Below are 22,263 nucleotides of genomic sequence, written 5' to 3'. Positions count from 1 at the left end.
CTCATTCTGTAAGTTTGCATAAGCACCATCGCTTATCTCGTTTTTTATTTGTACCTTTGTACCATTATACCCATATTATTAATTATATATTAGAAAATGGAAAATAACAACAAGTATATTGCTGTTGCATACAAGCTAACAACCATCGACGGCGAAGAGCTAGAAATGGTAGAAGAAGCCACCGTAGGGAAACCATTCCAATTTATTAGCGGATTCGGTGTCACGCTTGATAAGTTTGAGAAATCTGTAATTGACTTGGAAAAAGGAGCTGAATTCGATTTCACCCTCACTTCCGATGAAGCTTACGGAGAGTTCGAAGAAGAGCGTGTATTGGACTTAGATAAGAGCATTTTCAGCATTAATGGACACTTCGACCATGAGAATATCTTCGTAGATGCAATTGTTCCACTACAGAATGAAGATGGAAACAGATTCATGGGACATGTATTGGAGATTACAGATTCAACCGTAAAGATGGATTTGAATCATCCTCTTGCCGGCAAGCAACTCAACTTCAAGGGGCACATAGTAGAATCACGCGAAGCTACAAACGAAGAAATTGAAGGCATGATCAATCGCCTGAGTGGTGAAGGATGTAACTGCGGAAGCTGCAATCACAACCATGAACATGGCGAAGGTGGCTGTGGGCATCACCATGAACACGGTGAAGGATGCTGTGGAAAGCACCATCACGATGGTGAATGCAGCTGCCATCATCATGATGAATAGTCACACCCCCATCATATTCAAAGCAATATGAGAAATACTTTTGGAAATATTTTCACCCTCACCACATTTGGTGAAAGCCACGGTATCGCTGTTGGCGGTATCATAGACGGTTTTCCGGCCGGTATAGAGATAGACTTTGAGTTTATCCAAAACGAACTCAATCGACGCCGTCCGGGACAAAGCAAGATTACTACCGACCGCAAAGAATTCGACCAAGTAGAGTTTTTAAGTGGCATATTTGAGGGAAAATCGACCGGTGCTCCGATTGGTTTTGAGGTTCGTAATCGCAATCAGCACTCCAAAGATTACGACAATATGCGCAATCTTTTCCGTCCTTCACATGCAGATTACACCTATTACAACAAGTATGGGAATCGAGATCATCGTGGCGGAGGGCGCTCTTCGGCTCGTATCACACTTGCCAGAGTCGTTGGAGGAGCGCTTGCCAAGCTTGCTCTCAAGCAACTGGGCATCGACATCAAAGCCTATACTTCGCAGGTAGGCGACATTGCTTTGGACAGAGACTATCGCAAATACGACCTCTCTAAGATTGAAGACAACCCTGTAAGGTGTCCCGACCAAGAGGTAGCTGCAAAGATGGAAGAACTCATTAGAAGCGTTAAAAAACAAGGAGATACCGTTGGCGGCATCATCACATGCATGATAAAGGGTTGCCCCATAGGATTGGGAGAACCCGAATTTGGTAAACTCCATGCCCAATTAGGGGGTGCCATGCTCACTATCAATGCTGTCAAAGGTTTTGAATATGGCGAAGGATTCAATGGCGTATCGGCACGAGGAAGTCAGCAAAACGACGAATTCATCAACGTCGATGACCAAATTACTACTGCAACCAACCGTAGTGGTGGCATCCAAGGTGGTATCAGCAACGGCCAAGACATTTACTTTAGAGTGGCATTCAAGCCTGTTGCAACTATCTTAATGCCGCAAAATACAGTGGACAAACAAGGAAATGCTGCGATACTTGACGTACGTGGACGTCACGATTCATGCGTCTTACCACGCGCAGTACCTATCGTAGAGGCCATGACCGCCATGGTTTTACTCGACAACTATCTACTGAATCGCGCCGTTAAATGGTAAAAGCGAAGAAAAAAGACCTTACTACAAGGCTTTATCTACAAAATTATATGAAATTTACAACAACAATTTGCGGAATCGAGAGATTCCAATAATGTGTTTAGTAAAGTCTAGTTTAGTTTTTGTGTTGGTTGAGGGTGGCTCATAAGCCACCCTCATTTTTTTATTCTATTGCGCCAATTATCTCATTCACATCAGCAATACCATGCTCATCAAGCCACGCTTCAATACCATTACGCACCTTGATTGTGACAGCAGGATCGATAAAGTTAGCCACTCCTATCTCCACCGCCGTAGCACCACACATCATAAATTCTATCGCATCTTTGGCCGTAGAGATGCCTCCCATTCCCACTACAGGAATCTTTACTGCATGATATACATCGTACACCATACGTAAAGCAACGGGCTTTACAGCCGGCCCACTGAGTCCACCGGTACGAATACTCAACAGCGGTTTACGCTTTTCTATATCCACAGCCATTCCCATGAGTGTATTGATAAGCGACACACTATCGGCTCCCTCAGCTTCACAAGCACGCGCAATGTCCGCAATATTCGACACATTGGGCGAAAGTTTCACGATAATAGGTTTATGGTAAGCCTCACGCACAGCCTTTATGACACTGGCAGCACCGGCACATGTCGTACCGAAAGCCATCCCTCCATCTTTCACATTGGGGCAACTTACATTCAACTCTATCGCCGGAATACACTCCAAATCGTTCAGACGAGCAGCACATTCAGCATAATTCTCCGGTGAACTGCCACTCACATTGACTATCATATTGGTATCAATATCCTTAATTTCAGGATAGATATGCTCACAAAAGTAGTCCACCCCTTTGTTCTGAAGCCCCACACAGTTGAGCATACCCATCGCAGTTTCGGCCATACGAGGATAATCATTGCCCTCACGAGGGACCAAAGTCGTCCCTTTTACCACAATACCACCAAGTTCATTGAGCGGTACGAAATCAGCAAACTCAACCCCATAACCAAACGTTCCGGAAGCCGTCATCACCGGATTCTTCAGCGACAAACCACCTATCTTGACTCCTAAAGCTGCCATAATAATCGATTAATATTCATCACCGGACCTTCTTTGCACACACATACATTGCCTTCATCGGTCTTCTCTACACAACAAAGACACGCTCCAAGACCGCAAGCCATCTGGTTTTCTAGCGATACTTCGCACATAATTTGATGCTCATGGGCATATCGAGCCACACTCAACATCATAGGCTTTGGCCCACACGTACCAATCTGGTCGAACTTTTCAGCCACCAAGACAGAATGATTGGTCACAAAACCTCGCTCTCCCATACAGCCGTCCTCGGTCGTTACACACACACGCCCATACTTATTAAACTCGTCTAGAAGCAACACATCTTTCGCAGAACGAGCGCCTAGAATGAACGTAGCCTCACACCCCATATCCTTCAATGCTTTTCCCCAGAACAGCAACGGGGCTACCCCCACACCGCCACCAATCAACAACACCTTCTTATCAGCAGATGCCGGCATAGAGAAACTGGTACCAAGCGGCAATACACAGTTCACCATATCACCTGTATTCAGACGCGCTAATTGACGTGTTCCGTCGCCTATGGCAGCCACTAGAAGCCACAACTCATTGCTATCTCTATCTACAAAACAAATGGAAATAGGACGCCGAAGAAATGTAGAAGGCGAATTGTCTACACGAACTTCAACAAATTGTCCGGGAAGCATATCAGGTAAAGCCTGTGAAGCAGTCAATTTAATAAGCACATGCTTATCGCTCAAAGCCTCTACAGAAGAAACCCGAAGGTCTAAAACGTATTTTTTCATCGATGCTTTTGGTATGTATCTGCAAAGATAACTTAATTTAAAGCCAAATCAAAATATTCAGATTGAATTCTACACTTATATATATAATAAGGTGCAAATAGCAAAAGTCATAAATCAACTATTCCTTAGGGACAAACGTCTCCCATGTCTTATCGTCAAAAAAGATTCTTATTTCTGTTATTTTACGAGTCTTTTTGTCAAGAATATTAATAATATTTTTAGCTTGATTTGGAGTCATTTTAGGCACACGTTGAGCAGACGTATCGGTAAAGAGATCAGGTGTTGGAATTTCACCCTGAGCCGAAAAATCCAACATACCACTAGCAGTGGAGGAGTGAGTTTCCTCCTTTGACTGTTCAACATTACTGCTCTCTGATTCATACATCGTCCCAGTACCAAACATCAACCAATCAGTAGAGATACTGGGAATTTTATTTTTGATGGCTTCTACAATATTGAGTGTCGGACGAGTACGTCCATTAAAAATACTACTCAACGATGCCGGAGACATCCCAATAAATTCTGCAAATTCTTGTTGAGTCATTTTTCGACTCTCCATAATATTCCTAATTCTATCCTTCATAATTGCTTCAATTTGGTGAGTAAGCCCCCAAAATAGGGCATTGACGTTAACTTTACAAAGGTAAAGTAAAAAAAACACATCACCAACAGTCTAATATAGTTTTTTAAAGTCTAAATTTAATATTTGTATTTTTAAATATTCAAATTTCAATACCATGATTGCCTAGGGTATACTTCGGTTTTGTATATTGTAAATTGAATCTAGTATTAATTAGCAAATTTTCTATTTAATATAAACAAATAATTATATGATATACAACAACTTACAGTTGTAACATAGTTTAAATAGTGTATATTACATCCTATATAGCCCAATATTTCGCATAAACTTCATGGCATTTAGTTTATTACAAATACATAAATAACTAGTTATCAACACATTATAATCAATATAAATGCATCGAATAAATATTTGTATACATACATATATTTATATATTTTAATTCATATATTCGTATCAACAAATCTAATTTACAATATAAAACAATCATTCTTATTCTCTTATGTTTACATATTTAGATTTCAAAATCTAAATAACGACCATCCTATACAGCTTTCTAAATGCAAACAAACGTGAATAAAAAAGATACAAGAGGGTAAATATGACAAAACAAGCGTGGCTGCCATATTCCTAACAAGTGGCCGAAAAGCTACATATATGCGATTTTCAGAGGGGGTAAAATAGACCTAAATCCCCTATAACAAAGCATTTAGGCATAAAAAAAGTGCTCTTGAAGAGCACTCATTCTAGAGAAAATAAGAGATAAAAATGACCGTTTTAGTGCAAAATATAGAAAATAAGCTCTTTCATCAGGTCACCTGCAGAGGTGTTTGGATTGTCCAATCCCTTACTTTTACCATCTATTTCTCTTATTTTAGAAATTATCTGGAGAGTTTTCATCGCTGTATAATTTCTCATACCAGCGAGGTAATCTTTCACTGCCCACATACTCCTAAGATCTAAATGTCGAGCTAACTCTCCTTCATTAGTTTTGTTTGGAGCATAGTGAGCAATCATTAAATTTTCGAAGAAAGAGAACAGTAATGGCAAGAAAGCATAGAGTGAACCAGACTTAGGGTTTTTGTCAAAATAATTAATAATTTGATTTGCTTTATAAATGTCACGATTTATGATAGCATTTTTCAACTCGAATGCATTGAAATCTTTGCTCACTCCAATTTCTCTTTCAACAATTTCAGGGGTCACTCTCCTATCATCAGCCGAAAGAGAAATTAACACTTTATCCAATTCCGAAGTCAAACGATGCAAGTCAGCACCCACATGATCGGCAATCATCTGCGACGCTTTCTGTTCAATCGTTGCTTTCCTAGCCGACAAGTACGAAGTGATAAAACCGGGAAGCTGATAGTCTTTCAACTTCTTACTTTCAAAAACTACACCGGCAGCTTCCGCTTTCCCTACCCATTTCTTACGTCGGTCAAGCGTCCCATTCTTATGACAGAGCACCAAAATGGTCGACTTCACAGGTTTTTCCACATACTTTTCCAGTGCATCTGCACCTTTCATATCTTTAGCCTCTTTCACAATGACCACTCGATATTCCGCCATCATGGGATAACCTTTTGCCAAATCAACCACCTGAGCACCCGTAACATCAGCTCCAAACACCACTGTTTGGTTGAAATCACGCTCTTCCGGCTGCAATACGTGGTCGGCTATATAGTCTGCTATCTTATCTATATAGAACGATTCATCGCCCATCAATATATAAATAGGTGAAAATTTGCGAGCCACGAGGTCACGCATCAATGTTTCATAAGAAATTCCTGTTTGTCGTTTTTCAGCCATTTTTTACTTAACTTTGTCGTAGTTATCCACAAAGTTAAGAAAATGATTCCATTAAACCTGCCTCCATACCCCATAAAATTGTCGGGCACACAAGACAAGCCGACCATTTTCGACCTGCTCAGACGCCGCTATGTAGCCTTGACACCGGAGGAATGGGTGAGACAACACTTCGTACATTTTCTAATAGAACACAAAGGTTACCCCACTACCCTGCTGGCCAACGAGGTAAAACTCAACGTAGGTAACAAGACATTGCGTGCAGATAGCATATTATACGACACGTTGTTACACCCGCGTATGATTGTAGAATACAAAGCACCCCATATTACGCTCACACAGAAAGTATTCGACCAAATATCCGTTTACAATCTCATTCTACATGTAGATTACCTCGTTGTAAGCAATGGCTTACAACATTATTGCTGTAAAATGGACTACAAAAATCACCGATATGTCTTCCTTCAAGACATACCGATGTACACAGAAATGGGATAAACTCCTAACTCTTCACTCACTGCAGAGGCTTATCAGTATCACTGCCAAACCACTGCAAAAACGCTGGCGAGGCTTCGCAGCGATGCTGACATCCCCTTGCAGCAAAACAAGAGTACTAATCTAATATCTTACTGGTATCCTTTTCCAAGCCTCGAAGATACCTCCAACTATGCAAATATTTGCGCAATCGCCGGCAATCCTCTTCTGATAAATCGTTCAATCTACGTATATCCATGTTGTCTTCCAAGTCGGCTATCTTCACCTCTTTGCCCCGTTCAGACTGCTCTACTCGCAAAATGAAATCAGCATAACTCTCTCCTTCTTGCCGAGTCACAGCCAAAACATCGTCTACAACTTCTTGCGGAAATCCCATCGAAAGCAAATAGTCAGGCGTCACATCCGTATCCTCCAGCAGATCATGAAGCCACGCTACAATCTTCGTTTCATCCGCATAGCAGCGAGCAGCCACACGTTTCACATGCTCCACATACTTAGCTCCCCCTTTATCGGTTTGCCCTTGATGCTTCTCACCGGCCAATTTCATAGCCTTAGCACAAAGAATATCAACATTTCTCATAGTCGCATATTTTAATAACTTCACAAATATAGCAAAATAAGTTGATAAGTGTTCTCTTCCAATCGCTTTTTATTACAAGTAACATAAAAAGAAAAGGGCACGACCGACAAATCCGTCGGCCATGCCCTTGATGCTGTTTATTAATACTTTCCGTCCGTACTTAGACCGCCTGTTTAGCCGGTCTACCACGACGCCCCTGCTTCTTTTCAGCCGCAGGTTCTACCTTCAAAAACTCCTTCTTATACTGACGAGGAGTCTTGCCCTGTAACTTAAAGAATGCACTATAAAAACTTTGACGATTAGAGAATCCTACCATCTCACTCACATCTTCCATTCTCAACTTGGCATAACGCCTATCTGCCAAAATACTCATGGCCTCGTTAATGCGATAAGAATTCACTAATTCGCAATAATTCATATGAAAACGATCAGCACATACTGCCGAAATATACCTTACATTGGTAGCAAGATCGCTGGCAAGTTGCCTTGCGCTGTAAGCCTTATCCTTATACTTAGCTTCCAATACAATCTTATTACGAATCTTTTCATACAAATCGTCCTTTACATCGGGATTCATGTACGTGCGGTAAGCCGCTTTCTTCTCTTTTTTTTCTTTGATATTATACTTTGCCATCTTCCGCTAAAACTTAATTACCTTAAATCCACTTCATACAGTGGTAATACCTAACATGACCGACAAAATTAGTAAATATTTGACACATCTCACCATCTTAGTTTATTTTTTTTGATTATTAAACTCACTTTGCACATTTCTTTGAAATTGCAAGGTAGTCTACCTTTATTCACTTTCAAAACCTCTATGAGCTTTACTTCGGGCAATATGATACAATTTTCAACAAATGGCATACATTTTGCACTCACTCCATCAGTTGTCAATGACAACCTTATTATACAACAACATCAACGAGTAAGCACTTTGAAAATGCCACTCAGATTTACTTACAACAATCGTAACACACTATGGCAATAGGAAAATGGATAGGAGGATTTCTTGGTTTTATCAACGCGGGACCGCTCGGTGCACTCGCAGGATTTGCACTTGGCGCCCTCTTCGATGCCGGATTGGACGCTGTCAATACGCCTGATAACGAACCGAGGTACACGAACGACCAGCAACATTCAGCTCATCAACACGCATATCAACAGTCGTATGAGGGACAACGAAACTCCTTTCTATTCTCATTATTGGTACTTGCATCGTACGAGGTGAAAGCCGATGGCAAGGTAATGCACTCTGAAATGGAGTTGGTACGCAACTTCCTACGCCAGAATTTCGGCGAGTCTGCCGTACAACAAGGCGACCAAATCATGCGAAGACTGTTTGAACAGCAGAAACAAATGGGCGATATTGCTTATCGAAACATCATCGCCGACTCGTGCAGACAGATTGCCATGAACATGGACTACGCCCAACGATTGCAACTACTCCACTTTTTGCTGATGATAGCGCAAGCAGACGGCAGTGTCGTAACAGCCGAAATAGAGGCTATTCGATTCATGGGTAGGCAGCTCGGTATGGATCACGAAGATATCAACTCGCTGCTCAACATCGGCAAAAACAATCTCGATGCAGCTTATCAAGTATTGGGTATCACTCCTCATGCCACCGATGAGGAGATAAAAGCAGCCTACCGCAAGATGGCACTCAAGCATCATCCTGATCGCGTGGCAGCCCTCGGAGAGGATATTCGTAAAGCGGCTGAGATAAAATTACAGGAAATAAACGAGGCTAAAGAAAAGATTTACAAGGCTCGTGGATTGTAAATCGCGTATAAAAACAAAAAGACATAAGATTTACCAATGCTTCCATAACAGCCGAATATCGGCATAGATACATCGCTAAATCCTATGTCTTTTCATTTGAAAAGGGTATCATTGTATACCAATACCCTTCCTTATAGAGAACTAATTAATCCTCTTCTTCCTCTTTCTTGGTCTTACGGATGGCACGCTTACGCTTCGGTTTCTCCTCCATTTCTGCATGCTCAGGCTTTACACCTGCCAATTCCGGGTCAACCATGATACGTCCGCAATATTCGCAAACGATGATTTTCTTGTGCATTTTGATGTCAAGCTGGCGCTGTGGCGGTATCTTATTGAAGCAACCACCGCAAGCATCGCGCTGTACATACACGATTCCAAGACCGTTACGGGCATTCTTACGAATACGCTTGAAGCTAGAAAGCAGACGTGATTCAATCTTTGTTTCCAAATCTTTTGCTTTTGCTTTCAGTCTATCTTCTTCTTCACGAGTCTCTTGCATGATTTCTTCCAACTCGCTCTTCTTATGCTCCAAATCGGCCTCACGTTCTGAAATCAAAGCTTGAGTCTGCTCCAAACCGGCCTTCTTTTCCTCGATTTTGATGAGAGCCTCTTTGATTTTCTTGTTGCAAAGTTCGATTTCCAACGACTGAAACTCAATCTCTTTGGTCAATGTATCGTACTCACGATTGTTCTTAACATCGTTAAGTTGCTCCTGATAACGGTTTACACTAATTTCAGCCTTAGCAATTTCTTCTTTCTTTTGAGCCATTGCGTCCTTGAATTCGCGTATCTCTGACTCTATCTTTTCAACGCGAGTATTCAAGCCTTCTAGCTCATCTTCGAGGTCCTGAACTTCGAGTGGAAGCTCTCCACGGAGCGCTTTCTTCTCATCAATACCACTCAATGTGGCCTGCAACTGATAGAGGGTCTTCAGCTTTTCCTCTACTGACAAGTCTGTAGGATCTTTCTTTGCCATATATTATAAGTAAATTATAGGATTCGTATTCGTCTTTGCGAGATAGCAAACTACTCCCGGACACGCCTCCTCTATGATTGATTTAAATATTTCGTTGGTATATTGTTCGCTCTGATAATGACCGATGACAGCAATTTGTATCTCTTGGTCATGCCCAAAATACTCGTGATAGTGCATCTCACCGGTAATGAATGCATCAGCTCCCGCGGCTATAGCATCGTCCAACAAGAACGAGCCTGCACCACCACAGATAGCCACTCGCTTGATAGGACGGCGTAATAATTGATTGCACATCACGCATTCCACATCGAAAGTACGTTTCAAGAGCAACACCAAATCGTCTGCCGCCACCGGTGATTCAAATTCCGCTACAACGCCTTCACCACCATCTACTCCATCAACGGTCTTCGTTTTACCGAAGAAGACAGGGTTCACAAGCCCCATTTTCTGCGCAATCTTGAAGTTTACACCACCCATAGCGCTATCTATATTCGTATGCATCGACATGATAGCCACGTGATTTTCGATGGCCTTACGAACCGTCAATTGCACCTCGTTTTCATCTGTCAAGCAGCGCAGTTTATGGAAAATAAGGGGATGATGAGACACTATGAGATTGCAACCAAGCGCTATGGCTTCGTCAACAACCTTGGGCGTAACGTCTAGACACAATAAAGCCCCTGAAATTTCCGCTTCTGTTAATCCTACTTGTAAGCCGGCATTATCGTAGTCTTCTTGCAAGGGCAGAGGCGCGAATCGTTCAAGGGCATCAACCACCTGTTTTATTTTCATATTCAGCACTTTGCGAATGGCAAAGATACAGTTTTTTATTTACATTATCAACTCCAACCAATTATAGTTAACAAGTTTTAATATTTACCATTCATTTAGGTCGGCTTCCTTCTCCACTTTGGCCTCAATATCATCGGGCAAAGCCGAGAAAAAGTCAATACCCGTAATTCGTTCTATTTGATCGATGGAGTTTACGTAGTCTCCTTTGGGTCTGTTTCCACTCTCATTGCGATAAACAAACCCGATAGCCTTAGGCGTTCCCTCCATACACAGAACCACTTTAAAGAAGGCCTCAGGCACAGTTACCTTGTTCCGACCAATCGTCTTATGTTTCTTATCGAACAGAATTGGTCCGGCAACTACATACACACGACCAAATTCTTGTGCCCATCGCCGGCATTGCATTTCTAATTCATTCCAGTCACCGGTATTGAGTTGATGGTTTTGCGGACACACATTGGTCAGTAAGAACGATTCTTCCTGCGCCTGCCTGCTCCACTTATTATCGCCCGAAGGGCACATGTGACCACGGTCATAGCCCGAACGTGCATAGTCATACGTATTTACTCGCGGCCCTTCAGCCTCATCATCAGAGTGAAATTCGATTCCTTTACGCTTGTAAGGCCCCGTTGTATGGTCGGCCGTCAATTCCCATGCCACCCAGTTAGGAATACGCGTTTCCGGGTTATAAGACACCACATAGCCCGTCCGATGGAGTATCTGAGCAGGTAAACCGACTGGAGTTTTCTGTATAAGCATGCCAGTATCAACCACTACAGGCTCACTTCCTACTTTCCTTTCAACTTCCTCTTCTACCCTTTCATTGCTCGCCCATGCCTCTTTATCCTTGCTGATACCGGGCATCAACTGCCTATGTCCTGCCTTACCAAACTGACAACCGCACAACAAAGAGATGCCTACAAAGGCGTATATACTCAATAAATATCTTTTCATCGGATTCAAATTACAACATGAGAGGCTCTATGCCACATTCTTCAAACGGCCATATCCATCGAAGGCATACTTGCGAGCCACAAACAACGTTACCACCATCGAGATGCAAACACCCGCCAACGCTGCCACATGCACGAGGACTTCGAGTCCTACAGCCGTCCATGTATCGACGCCGGCTAGCAACAACATCCACATCATTACAGGTGCATGAGCCACCACGAGCAGCCCCATCTGAGCGAGACAAGGTGTCAAACTGCGTTGTAAAGCCCTGCGAATGAAGTAGTTCACGGCCTCACCATGCGTGGCTCCATTACCCAACAGATAGTCATAAAGCTGATGATGGTTTCTTATACCTATATAATATATATGTAGTGCTTTAGCATTTACTTCGAGCATTGAACCCAAAAGCAATCCCGTCAATGGTAAGAATATCTGCGCACTCAGCGGACTCTGCGAATTCAAAACTAGGAAAACAAAATACACCCCCACCACGATAGCAGCTGTAAACAGCCCGATGGAAGTAGGAATTATGAATCGCGCTACACTCAATTTAGCCCGCGTCAAAACCGATGCCGATGCCAATACCGCCACCAAGAGCACCCAAAGGATATTCAACGTAACGCTGTTCCACTTCATCAGTACATTGACAAAAACGCCCAGCAGCCCTACATAGACTATCATCTTGCCCACCGATACTGCCAATTGACGCATCAATCCCAAATTAAATTGGTATATCACGAACAGTGGTATCAACAATAATACCAATCCAAAAATCATTCCTCCTATCGTTATAGCCATTTCTTACAATATTATATCTCGTTTACTCTATCTCCATTCACTCAATGCCACATGCTTCTGACAGCCCGAATAGATGGTTCCATCGTTGCTTACGACCACCACGGCAGCCCCATTATCAGCCATCTGCCGCAATCCCATCATCACCAACTGACGATTCAACGATGCGTCCCATTCGTCTACAAGCACATATTTCTTTTTCGTTACTGCGATAAGGCTTATCATGATCCATTGCAACATGCCGCGTGGCACATCTTTCACACGCTTCTGGTAATAAGCCTTATCAATGCCCATGGCTCGCCATTGTGCCAACACATGGTCTTGATTCAAGCGGTGGGAAGCATTCACCTGCATGTAGAGATATTCTTCTATCAACTGCTCCACCGTCTCATCGGGTAAATCCAAATATTGCGGAACATACCCCATCTCTCTACGTAAATACGGTGCCGACCGCTCATCAAGCAAATCTCCATCGGTATTCACAAATCCCCTATCAAGCGGTTGCAATCCCATCAACACACGCAACAGCGTCGTTTTACCACTCCCCTCGCCACCTGTGACACACAGTATCTCCCCCTCATACACGATGAATGAGTGGTGAGGACTCAGCAACTCGCGGCCACCAAGCGTCAGCGATGGATCTTTTATCTCTAACATTACCAATAGCAAATGATACTGTATGCAAAGTTAAAGATAAAAAATGATTATCATGCCAACTCTACAAAACTTTATTGACAACTCGTCGGCAGGATTATGTTAACGGCATTCACCCTTACAGACTGGCAAAAGCTCTTTTATTAGCTTTGTAAATATGGTGTGTACACCGTCTCCTGTGCTATAACCCCCACCCCGAACCTTCCCCAAAAGAGAAAGAAAACAAAGAACTCATCAACTCAAAGACTTAAAAACAGAAATCTCAACTCGTCCACTTGTAAATCTAAATATTCTCCCTCTCTTTGGGAGAGGGCTGGGGTGAGGTTATTGCAGCGCCTCCTCAGCATCGCTGTCTCGGCTTTTCAGCAATGCTGCATGGGCTCGGCAGCAACATTGCCTCGGCTATGCAGCATGATGAGTTTTTTAGTTTGTCACCTTTACCTACACAAGATTGTTACCTAAAAATAGATAAATAAACTGCCAAAATTACAGACCTTTGGAATAAAATGCGTAATTTTGTCATCCAATGAATACATCCGAACTGCAAAAGATAAAGCAACGTTACAATATCGTCGGCAACTGCGACGGATTGAACAGAGCCTTAGATGTCGCCCTACAGGTGGCACCTACCGACTTGAGCGTATTGATAATAGGTGAAAGCGGTGTGGGTAAAGAGATTGTACCACGCGTGATTCACGACAATTCTCCGCGTCGCCGAGAGAAGTATTTCGCCATCAACTGTGGTTCAATTCCCGAAGGTACCATTGACAGCGAGCTGTTCGGACACGAGAAAGGTTCGTTCACAGGAGCCATAGGCGAAAGCGAAGGCTACTTCGGTACGGCCAACAAGGGTACCATCTTCCTTGATGAGGTGGGTGAACTGCCGCTTGCCACACAGGCTCGACTGCTACGCGTACTCGAAACAGGAGAATATATTCGCGTGGGCGGACAGAAAATTATGAAGACGGATGTACGCATTGTGGCAGCCACCAACGTAAATATGCGCAAGGCAGTGAGCGAGGGTCGCTTCCGCGAAGACCTATTTTATCGTTTGAACACCATTCCTATTCAAATGCCGCCACTACGCTCTCGTGGCGAAGACATTATTTTGTTGTTTCGCTTGTTTGCCATGCAAATGGCCGAGAAGTATCGACTTCCCAAGGTAACACTGACCGACGGAGCCAAACAAATCATGCTCAAATATAAGTGGCCGGGCAACGTCCGCCAGCTCAAAAACATCACCGAGCAGATGTCTATACTCAGTGAGAAGCGCGAAATAGACGAAGAGACCCTGCTACACTTTATTCCCCAAGATGTGGAGAGTACGCAGTTGGCCACCATAGCCAAGCCCGGTGCACACTCATACGAGAGCGAACGCGAGATACTTTATAAGATATTGTACGAGCTACGGGGCAATGTGGGCGACCTACGTCGCGACATGAACAACCTGCGCAAGCAGTTCGACGAGCTCCACCATCTAGCCGGAGCAGGCGGATTCAATAGTACACTACCCGTAAACGACGCTCCATTGATACCCGCCACAGCCACACCTTATCCCGTGGTAGCAGCTCCTAGAGGCACGGCGGCAGAAGAAGCGGTGGCCGAAGAGATAGAAGAACCGGAGAGTTTGAACTTGAGCGACCTTGGCCGACAGATGGTTGAGAAAGCCTTGGAGCGCAATGGAGGCAACCGAAAAAAGGCTGCCATAGAACTAGGAATATCCGACAGAACACTCTATAGAAGAATCAAACAATATGGTTTGGAAAGCAATAAATAGTTTACAACACCCTCGAAAGGCAGCAGCCATCACGCTATGCATGGCTTTATTGCTCTCCGCATGCTCCATCAGTTACAAGTTTAACGGTTCGAGCATCGACTATACGAAGACCAAGACCATTCAGATCGTCGAGTTCCCTATTCGTAGTAGCTACGTGTGGGGACCTATGGCGTCGATGTTCAACAACAAACTGAAAGATAAATTTGCCGACCACACTCGCCTCATTCAAGTGAAACGCAACGGCGACTTGAAGATAGAAGGTGAGATTTCGCAATACAACCAGCGCAACAAATCGGTATCAAGCGAAGGTAAATCAGCCCAAGTAGAATTGTCTATCACGGTGAATGTACGCTTTACAAACCGTGTGAACCATCACGAAGACTTTGAACGTTCGTTCACATCTACCGCCACTTACGAGTCTACACGAAGCTTGAACTCGGTACAAGAGGAACTAGTAACACAGATGATTGAAGACATAACTGAACAAATATTCAACGCAACAGTAGCCAACTGGTAATATCATATAAGGAAAGCACAGTTGTCTTATACGCTCAAAGCGCCAAAGACAGCACTGCGAAAAATAGAAATGGAAATTCAACAGCTCATACAACATCCGGAACTGATGGACAAGGAGACCCTCTACGATCTCCGAAGTCTGCTGGCACTACACCCCTATTACCAGACCGCACGTCTGCTGATGTTGCAGAATCTCTATTTACTACACGATGCAACTTTCGACGAAGAATTGCGTAGTGCTGCTCTCTATATGACCGACCGTCGCAAAATTTTCGACATGATTGAGGCCACTCACTACAAAATTCGCCCTCAACGGTCGGCTCTCACAGCTAAAAACAAACAAGAAGAGCAGCCTTTGGAAGACCGCACCACAGCACTTATCGACAGTTTCTTGGATTCCATCCCCTCGGAAAAAGAACAGGAGACCGACAGGAAAGCAAAGCGCAAACCCACTCCGGCCGACGCAGCTGTGGACTACGTGGCCTACTTATTGGAGACAGAAACGGAAGAAGAACACATTGTCGAGGGCGAGGATAAGCCCCAATTACGAGGCCAAAGCCTCATCGATAACTTCATTAATAATGAAAAAGGGAAAATTCAACTGAAAGAAGAACCGGAATTCGTACCTGAGATAGAAGACACTTCTGATGACGAATCGAGTCCTACCGATGAGGGATATTTCACCGAAACACTGGCCAAGATCTATATTAAACAAGGTAGATATGAGAAAGCTCTCGAAATAATTAAGCGTTTAGATTTGAATTATCCAAAAAAAAATGCTTACTTTGCAGACCAAATACGATTCTTAGAAAAATTGATAATAAACAATAAAAACAAAATAACAACAAAATGATTTACACACTTTTCGTAATTCTGATAGTTTTGGCATCCATCCTCATGGTTGCTGTCGTATTGATTCAGGAGTCAAAGGGCGGTGGTCTATCGTCTAATTTCTCCTCTTCAAACACCATCATGGGTGTTCGCAAAACCACTGATGTCGTAGAGAAAACCACTTGGGGACTCGCTGCAGCTATGGTTCTCTTCAGCATCGTTTGTGCCTATGTAGCTCCTCAGGCAACAACCGACCAGAGCGTTATGGAGCAGAGTGCAACAGAGACTCAGACTACCAATCCTACCAATACACAGGGCTTTGGCGCCAGCCAACAGCAGACAGCTCCGGCCGCTAGTGGCCAACAGGGTACACCGGCTGCTGCTCCTAAGGCTCCAACGACTCCTGCAAAATAATTCTGCAAAAAGTAGCAGATTTATTTGGCGAGTTCAAATAATTCTGCTACCTTTGCACTCGCTTTTAAGAAAGAAAGCAACATGGTGGGCGTAGTTCAGTTGGTTAGAGCGTCAGATTGTGGTTCTGAATGTCGTGGGTTCGAGTCCCACCGTCCACCCAAGAAAAGGAGTTATTCTACTACAGAATAGCTCCTTTCTTTTTTATAATGTACATCATATCACTTTTCAAGGAGGAAATCATGGAAAGAATCAATCAACAAGACAAGAAATTAAACGTGGAAATATGGTACGACATCGCGTGCCCTTACTGTTATATCGGTGAACGTCGCTTCGCCCAAGCTATGAAAAATTTCATCCATCGCGACGAGGTGAATGTGCAATTCCGTGCTTTTGAACTGAATCCTGATGCCCCAAAAGACACCGAGCTATCCATAATAGAAGAAGCAAAGGCCAAAGGTGATGCCGAAAGTATCATGACTTTAAAGCATCTATACGAAGTGAAAGACTATGCAGCCGGTGATGGACTTGACTACGATATAGAGCATCTTAAACGAGTAAGTACCCATGATGCACATCGATTAGCCGTTTTGGCCGATGTATATGGAAAACGTGCTGAGTTGTTGGAAGCCTTGTTCCACGCTTATTTCATTGAAGCCAAGAATGTGGCCAACCATCAAGTATTGATTCAGGCAGCTGCCGAAGTCGGCCTACCCAGCGAAGAGGTGCAGTCCGTATTGACCAGTAACCGTTACGAAGAAGATGTAAAACAAGAGGAAGATGACGCATGGAAGATTGAGTTCGAGTATATTCCAGCCTATGTTGTGAACCGTCAATTCAACATAAATGGTGCAAAGACGGTAGGCGAAATCCTACAGTTGCTCGAAAACGCCTATGAAGGTAAAGCCCCGAATGCCGACATCGATACCGACGGCAAGGCTTGCGGAATTCATGGTTGCAACTAGCTAATTCCCTCATTGAGGGACCAAAATAAAGAAATCAATCCCTCAATGAGGGATTTTTGTTTTATTATATGCACCATATTATATTATAAGCTATTCTCTTTCATAAATAAATTCGCTATATTTGCAGTCATAATACATTTCAAATGACAGATACGAACGCTACATATACGCTTCCAGCAGAGTGGTACGAACAAAGTGCTATCCAATTGACGTGGCCACATGGAGATACCGATTGGCTACCTTATCTAGATGACATCACCAATACCTTTGTGCAAATGGCTCAAGTCATCACGCTGCACGAGAAGCTATTAGTTGTCTCACCCAATACTTCTAAGGTGCGAACATTGCTAGAGAACAAGTTGTCTAACACACAAATGGAGCGCGTCATCTTCTTCGAATGCCCTACAAACGATACATGGGCACGCGATCATGGGGCTATCACACTCCTGCACGATGGGCACCCTGTATTGTTGGATTACAAGTTTAACGGATGGGGCGAGAAGTTCCTGTGGGAGAAAGACAATACTATTACTCGCCAATTGTCGGCACATAGCATCCTCCAAGGAACGCTTGAAGACCACACCGACTTCGTGTTGGAAGGCGGAAGTATAGAGTGTGATGGTGCGAGAACGGTATTTACCACCTCTCAATGTCTCATGGCTCCACATCGTAACCAACCGCTTACACAAGCCGAAATAGAGCAACGGCTTCGCCAACAGCTACATGCTGAGCGCATTGTGTGGCTCGACCACGGCAATTTGGTGGGCGATGACACCGACGGACACATAGATACCATCGTGCGATGTGCTCCCAACGACACCTTATTATATGTAGGGTGTGACGACGAGAGCGACGAACAATATGCCGATTTCAAAGCCCTTGAGAAACAGTTACAATCGCTCCGAACAAGCGAGGGCGAACCTTATAGATTGCTAAAGCTACCTATGCCCACCGCTATCTACGACGATGGAGAGCGACTGCCAGCCACTTATGCCAACTTTGTGATACTCAACAGGGCTGTTATCTGCCCCACCTATGCTCAACCGGACAACGATCAAAGAGCGATAGAGACTATCCGTGAAGCCTTCCCGGAACATGAAATAGTGGGTATAGACGCCCGTACCGTCATTAGACAACACGGTTCTCTGCATTGCTTGACGATGCAATTCCCCATCGGAGTCATTTAAATTCATTCCTCCATTTATTTTTATAGCACATGAGAGAAATCAGAATAGGATTCTTACAACAGCACAATGTGGCTGATATTGAGAACAACATAGCACGCATTGCCACCGAAATAGCCGACTTGGCACGCCGCGGTGCACAACTCATCATCCTACAGGAGTTGCACAACTCGCTCTATTTTTGCCAAGTAGAAGATGTTGCCAACTTCGATTTAGCAGAACCGATACCCGGTCCTTCGACTGACTTTTACGGCCGGTTGGCACGCGAATATGGTGTCGTCATCGTCACTTCGCTCTTCGAGAAACGCGCTCCGGGACTTTATCACAATACAGCTGTGGTGATAGAGCGCGATGGTAGCATCGCCGGCAAGTACCGTAAGATGCACATTCCAGACGACCCTGCCTACTACGAGAAGTTTTATTTCACCCCCGGAGACCTCGGTTTCCATCCCATCCAAACCTCTATAGGCAAACTTGGTGTACTAATATGTTGGGATCAATGGTATCCGGAAGCAGCCCGACTCATGGCTTTGCAAGGAGCAGACATGCTTATCTATCCCACAGCCATAGGTTATGCGGCCAGCGATACGGCTGAAGAACAGCAGCGACAGCGCGAAGCTTGGACTACCGTTATGCGTGGTCATGCCGTTGCTAATGGCCTCCCTGTAGTGGCAGTCAACCGAGTTGGCTTTGAACCCGACCCTTCCGGACAGACCGAAGGCATCCAGTTCTGGGGCTCAAGTTTCGTTGCCGGCCCACAAGGAGAGATACATTACCGTGCTTGCGACGACGATGAAGAGAGCATAGTCATGGATATTGACCTTGATCATAGCGAAGATGTACGCCGCTGGTGGCCTTTCCTTCGCGACCGACGCATTGAAAATTACGGTGACATAACGAAACGATTCATAGATTGATAAAGATAGACGGAGCAATGAGATGGCGTACACTGGAGAGCAAGTATTGCCAAAATACGCACCGGTGCGCAGTCGAAGAGTAGCAACTTCCCCCATAAAGGTAACTAATATCACACATGCTTAATACCAATTGGGAATTAGAAAGAGGGTTGGCACTTCAGGATACGGACATAAGTAATTAACAAAGGTGGGTTCTAATAATTACCACCACAATAACAAATAATGATAAATGGATTACGCTTTGCCACATACTGGATTGGATTTTACAAACAGTTGCTATCTATAACAAAGCTAATTATTAGAGCCCACCTTAATAGAAACAGAGTTTATGAGAAAATTTTACATGCTCACGTTATGCGTTTTACTCGCAATCGGCTCACATGCAGAAACCTTTACTGCTAAACTTGACAAAACAAAAAGACTCAAAACAGTACTTCCAGAAAACTATCTCACCATTACAGATTTAAAAGTTGTGGGGCCTCTCAACGGTGAAGACATGCGTGTATTGCGCGAAATGGTTGGGTTAAATGGCGATGATGAACAGGTAAAAGAGGCAAGCCTTGACCATCTTGACCTAAAAAAAGCCACCATAGATAAAGACGAACACCATCCATCTGGCAACCAAGGACAATATACAGAAAGAGGCAAATACACTTAAAACCAATATATTTGTAAGCACACGCTTGGTAACACTCGTGCTCCCCGATGCATTAACAGAAATCGAAAGTCAAGCTTTGTCTAATAATAGTAGACTAAAAAAAGTAGTATTCGGTGAGAAACTACAGCGTATAGGTGAATATGCTTTCTCCTCATGTGGATCACTAGAGGATATCAATTTGCCCAAAAGCCTCACGAAGCTAGGCAAAGGAGCTTTCGCTGTTTGCCCTATTACCGACCTTCGTGTGGCTGCTATCACTCCTCCAGCCATTGACGAGAGCACGTTTCATAATCTTAAATATGCCAATTGCAAGCTAACTATTGACAAAGATGCTGCGGAAGAATATGCCGCACATCCACTATGGAAGCCCTTCACCAAGGTCACTACAGGCATCAACGATGTTGTAGCTAAAACCGAAGTAAAAGAAGTTGCACGCTACACGCTCGATGGCAAGCGTGCAACCGCAACTACTAAAGGCATCCAAATCATAAAGATGAGCGACGGAAGTACGAAGAAAGTGATTGTAAAATAATACATATTCTGGTATCTCTATCCCTTTAGAGAATCTACAGATAGTGAATCAAAATATTCCCTGAAATCTTTTTCAGGGAATATTTTTTTTATATATACTTTTTATTTATCTTTGGATTTGAAATCTATCAAATCCAAATCATCATGAGAAAATTATTCCTTATTAATCTGATGGTATTCTGCGCATTGGCCATCAATGCACAAAATACTGTTGATTCTACCAAGATTAAGGCTGCCGACAAATTGGCTCCAGAGTACATCCAACTCTTCAAACAAGAGAAATTCAAGCAAGCAGGCGAGGTCATGCAGAAGATTCTGAACCTTTTTAAAGAAGCAAACAATGCACATAGTAAGACATACGCCATGTCTCTAGTACAACTTGGCAAATGCCAGTATCGTCTCAACCAACTGGAAAAGGCCATAGCTACTGCCCAAGAAGCAGCCGACATATATGGCCAATACGTCAGCAATGAGGACGCACAATACGCCTTTCTACTCGACAATCTGGCTCTGTATCAAGGCACGGCCAAAGATACGAAGGCAGCATTGGATAATTCCAAGAAAGCATTAAAGATATATGAGACCAAGCTAGAAAACAATCACGACATGGCAGTGATACTCATGCACGTGGCCGAAAACTCTTCTTTCGAGGGTTTGCATGCCGATGCCGTGAAGTACGAATTGCGTGCTTTGGGCATATTAAAGCAACTCTACGGCGAACATTCCCAGCAATATCTTGACGAGGTACCCTATCTAGAGAAATATTACAAGATGAACGATGAGATGGACAAGGCCAACAAACTGGCCGACCGCATCAAGACGCTCACCGAAGAGACCAAAGCCGGCAAGGCAGATCTACCTCCGATGATGGAATTTAAAACCGTGGAAGCATGTACAAAGCATAAGAACGACATGCTCAGATATTGCGATTATTACCTACATCATCTCCTCTCGGCCGATCAAATGGGCGATGCCTCGCAGTATATTATGAACTGGACCATCACCACCGACCTCGTTACTATCAAACTAGGAGAGGCTGAAGCTAAGATGTTCAACAAAGAAAATGCAATTCCATTCTTTACCAGTTATTCCGCAGGATGTGCCGAGTATGCCATCAAAAACGGCACCAAAGAATTCTCGCTCGACCTATATAAATATGCCATCATCGCAGCCCTCAATCACTATAGTGCCAACAAGAAAATTCTCAAGAAACCAGTCAAGGAGATGGACAAGTATCTAAACCTATATCAAAAAAGTCCCGAAGAATTCAATAAGCAATTAGAGAAGAACTACGCCCAACTGGCAAAAGACGAGCAAAAGAACGGGACGACACCATTGACGAATTAATATAAAGCACTTTCGTTATTGATTTCTCTAATATTTTTAG

The 22,263-nt window shown here is 43.6% G+C and carries 25 protein-coding genes and 1 tRNA gene; 15 read left to right on the top strand and 11 right to left on the bottom strand.

Annotated features, from left to right (window positions below):
• Positions 1–96: 96 nt before the first annotated feature.
• The gene (locus HMPREF0671_RS10280; protein WP_036900233.1) at positions 97–729 is read left to right on the top strand and encodes a peptidylprolyl isomerase; all 633 of its coding nucleotides are present in this window, start codon (positions 97–99) and stop codon (positions 727–729) included.
• Between the two features lie 27 nt (positions 730–756).
• Positions 757–1,833, top strand: coding sequence for a chorismate synthase (gene aroC / locus HMPREF0671_RS10275; protein ID WP_036900232.1), 1,077 nt, complete (start codon positions 757–759; stop codon positions 1,831–1,833).
• A gap of 160 nt (positions 1,834–1,993) precedes the next feature.
• On the opposite strand, the gene HMPREF0671_RS10270 is transcribed toward aroC, so the two are convergent.
• From HMPREF0671_RS10270 to holA, 4 genes are all read right to left on the bottom strand, one after another.
• On the bottom strand, positions 1,994–2,902 hold the full coding sequence (locus HMPREF0671_RS10270; protein WP_036900230.1) for a dihydroorotate dehydrogenase: 909 nt from the start codon (positions 2,900–2,902) through the stop codon (positions 1,994–1,996).
• Entirely contained in the window at positions 2,890–3,666 is a 777-nt protein-coding gene (locus HMPREF0671_RS10265; protein ID WP_036900228.1) for a dihydroorotate dehydrogenase electron transfer subunit, read from the bottom strand. The genes HMPREF0671_RS10270 and HMPREF0671_RS10265 overlap by 13 nt, the downstream gene beginning before the upstream one ends.
• A gap of 118 nt (positions 3,667–3,784) precedes the next feature.
• Entirely contained in the window at positions 3,785–4,249 is a 465-nt protein-coding gene (locus HMPREF0671_RS10260; protein ID WP_036900245.1) for a helix-turn-helix domain-containing protein, read from the bottom strand.
• Between the two features lie 777 nt (positions 4,250–5,026).
• Positions 5,027–6,058, bottom strand: coding sequence for a DNA polymerase III subunit delta (gene holA / locus HMPREF0671_RS10255; protein WP_036900227.1), 1,032 nt, complete (start codon positions 6,056–6,058; stop codon positions 5,027–5,029).
• A 42-nt stretch (positions 6,059–6,100) separates the two neighbouring features.
• Here holA and HMPREF0671_RS10250 point away from each other — a divergent pair, with 42 nt between their 5' ends.
• Entirely contained in the window at positions 6,101–6,553 is a 453-nt protein-coding gene (locus HMPREF0671_RS10250) for a type I restriction enzyme HsdR N-terminal domain-containing protein (protein ID WP_036900225.1), read from the top strand.
• Between the two features lie 115 nt (positions 6,554–6,668).
• Here the strand turns inward: HMPREF0671_RS10250 and HMPREF0671_RS10245 are convergent, their stop codons facing one another.
• Positions 6,669–7,130, bottom strand: a complete 462-nt coding sequence (locus HMPREF0671_RS10245) for an HD domain-containing protein (protein ID WP_036900223.1) — start codon at positions 7,128–7,130, stop codon at positions 6,669–6,671.
• 160 nt (positions 7,131–7,290) lie between these two features.
• Positions 7,291–7,764, bottom strand: coding sequence for an AraC family transcriptional regulator (locus HMPREF0671_RS10240; protein WP_036900222.1), 474 nt, complete (start codon positions 7,762–7,764; stop codon positions 7,291–7,293).
• Positions 7,765–8,111: 347 nt separating this feature from the next.
• Here HMPREF0671_RS10240 and HMPREF0671_RS10235 point away from each other — a divergent pair, with 347 nt between their 5' ends.
• Complete coding sequence (locus tag HMPREF0671_RS10235; protein WP_036900220.1) at positions 8,112–8,915, top strand: DnaJ domain-containing protein; 804 nt, start codon at positions 8,112–8,114, stop codon at positions 8,913–8,915.
• A 145-nt stretch (positions 8,916–9,060) separates the two neighbouring features.
• On the opposite strand, the gene HMPREF0671_RS10230 is transcribed toward HMPREF0671_RS10235, so the two are convergent.
• From HMPREF0671_RS10230 to HMPREF0671_RS10210, 5 genes are all read right to left on the bottom strand, one after another.
• Complete coding sequence (locus tag HMPREF0671_RS10230; RefSeq protein ID WP_036900218.1) at positions 9,061–9,891, bottom strand: zinc ribbon domain-containing protein; 831 nt, start codon at positions 9,889–9,891, stop codon at positions 9,061–9,063.
• 3 nt (positions 9,892–9,894) lie between these two features.
• Positions 9,895–10,683 carry a Nif3-like dinuclear metal center hexameric protein gene (locus tag HMPREF0671_RS10225; protein WP_036900217.1) on the bottom strand — a complete coding sequence of 263 codons (789 nt, stop codon included), beginning with the start codon at positions 10,681–10,683 and terminating at the stop codon, positions 9,895–9,897.
• Between the two features lie 84 nt (positions 10,684–10,767).
• Entirely contained in the window at positions 10,768–11,637 is an 870-nt protein-coding gene (locus tag HMPREF0671_RS10220; protein ID WP_036900215.1) for a DNA/RNA non-specific endonuclease, read from the bottom strand.
• A gap of 27 nt (positions 11,638–11,664) precedes the next feature.
• The gene (locus HMPREF0671_RS10215) at positions 11,665–12,435 is read right to left on the bottom strand and encodes an ABC transporter permease (protein WP_036900243.1); all 771 of its coding nucleotides are present in this window, start codon (positions 12,433–12,435) and stop codon (positions 11,665–11,667) included.
• 27 nt (positions 12,436–12,462) lie between these two features.
• Complete coding sequence (locus HMPREF0671_RS10210) at positions 12,463–13,089, bottom strand: ABC transporter ATP-binding protein (RefSeq protein ID WP_052053016.1); 627 nt, start codon at positions 13,087–13,089, stop codon at positions 12,463–12,465.
• A gap of 523 nt (positions 13,090–13,612) precedes the next feature.
• Here HMPREF0671_RS10210 and HMPREF0671_RS10205 point away from each other — a divergent pair.
• The 11 genes from HMPREF0671_RS10205 (at position 13,613) to HMPREF0671_RS10155 (ending at position 22,223) form a co-directional block, all read left to right on the top strand.
• Positions 13,613–14,863: a sigma-54-dependent Fis family transcriptional regulator gene (locus HMPREF0671_RS10205; protein ID WP_036900213.1), complete on the top strand. Its 1,251-nt coding sequence runs from the start codon at positions 13,613–13,615 to the stop codon at positions 14,861–14,863.
• Positions 14,864–14,903: 40 nt separating this feature from the next.
• Positions 14,904–15,380 (top strand): LptE family protein, encoded by a 477-nt coding sequence (locus HMPREF0671_RS10200; protein ID WP_369793991.1) that lies wholly within the window; start codon positions 14,904–14,906, stop codon positions 15,378–15,380.
• 69 nt (positions 15,381–15,449) lie between these two features.
• A complete protein-coding gene (locus tag HMPREF0671_RS10195; RefSeq protein WP_036900212.1) occupies positions 15,450–16,232 on the top strand; it encodes a hypothetical protein in 783 nt (260 codons plus the stop codon).
• Complete coding sequence (secG, locus tag HMPREF0671_RS10190; protein ID WP_036900210.1) at positions 16,229–16,624, top strand: preprotein translocase subunit SecG; 396 nt, start codon at positions 16,229–16,231, stop codon at positions 16,622–16,624. Before HMPREF0671_RS10195 ends, secG begins: the two co-directional genes overlap by 4 nt.
• Positions 16,625–16,708: 84 nt before the next feature.
• Positions 16,709–16,782: transfer RNA gene (locus HMPREF0671_RS10185), tRNA-His, on the top strand.
• A gap of 81 nt (positions 16,783–16,863) precedes the next feature.
• Positions 16,864–17,586: a DsbA family oxidoreductase gene (locus tag HMPREF0671_RS10180; protein WP_198025905.1), complete on the top strand. Its 723-nt coding sequence runs from the start codon at positions 16,864–16,866 to the stop codon at positions 17,584–17,586.
• Between the two features lie 143 nt (positions 17,587–17,729).
• Complete coding sequence (locus HMPREF0671_RS10175; RefSeq protein ID WP_036900206.1) at positions 17,730–18,773, top strand: agmatine deiminase family protein; 1,044 nt, start codon at positions 17,730–17,732, stop codon at positions 18,771–18,773.
• A gap of 29 nt (positions 18,774–18,802) precedes the next feature.
• The gene (locus tag HMPREF0671_RS10170) at positions 18,803–19,687 is read left to right on the top strand and encodes a carbon-nitrogen hydrolase (RefSeq protein ID WP_036900205.1); all 885 of its coding nucleotides are present in this window, start codon (positions 18,803–18,805) and stop codon (positions 19,685–19,687) included.
• Positions 19,688–20,015: 328 nt separating this feature from the next.
• The gene (locus tag HMPREF0671_RS10165; protein WP_156958409.1) at positions 20,016–20,345 is read left to right on the top strand and encodes a hypothetical protein; all 330 of its coding nucleotides are present in this window, start codon (positions 20,016–20,018) and stop codon (positions 20,343–20,345) included.
• Between the two features lie 25 nt (positions 20,346–20,370).
• Entirely contained in the window at positions 20,371–20,877 is a 507-nt protein-coding gene (locus tag HMPREF0671_RS10160; RefSeq protein ID WP_062434542.1) for a leucine-rich repeat domain-containing protein, read from the top strand.
• 143 nt (positions 20,878–21,020) lie between these two features.
• Entirely contained in the window at positions 21,021–22,223 is a 1,203-nt protein-coding gene (locus HMPREF0671_RS10155) for a tetratricopeptide repeat protein (RefSeq protein ID WP_052053010.1), read from the top strand.
• Positions 22,224–22,263: the final 40 nt, after the last annotated feature.

It is taken from the genome of Prevotella sp. S7 MS 2 (genome assembly GCF_000762865.1).
Lineage (GTDB): Bacteria > Bacteroidota > Bacteroidia > Bacteroidales > Bacteroidaceae > Prevotella.
Note: the sequence above shows the minus strand (reverse complement) of the source record. Positions and strands in the feature narration are given on the sequence as shown.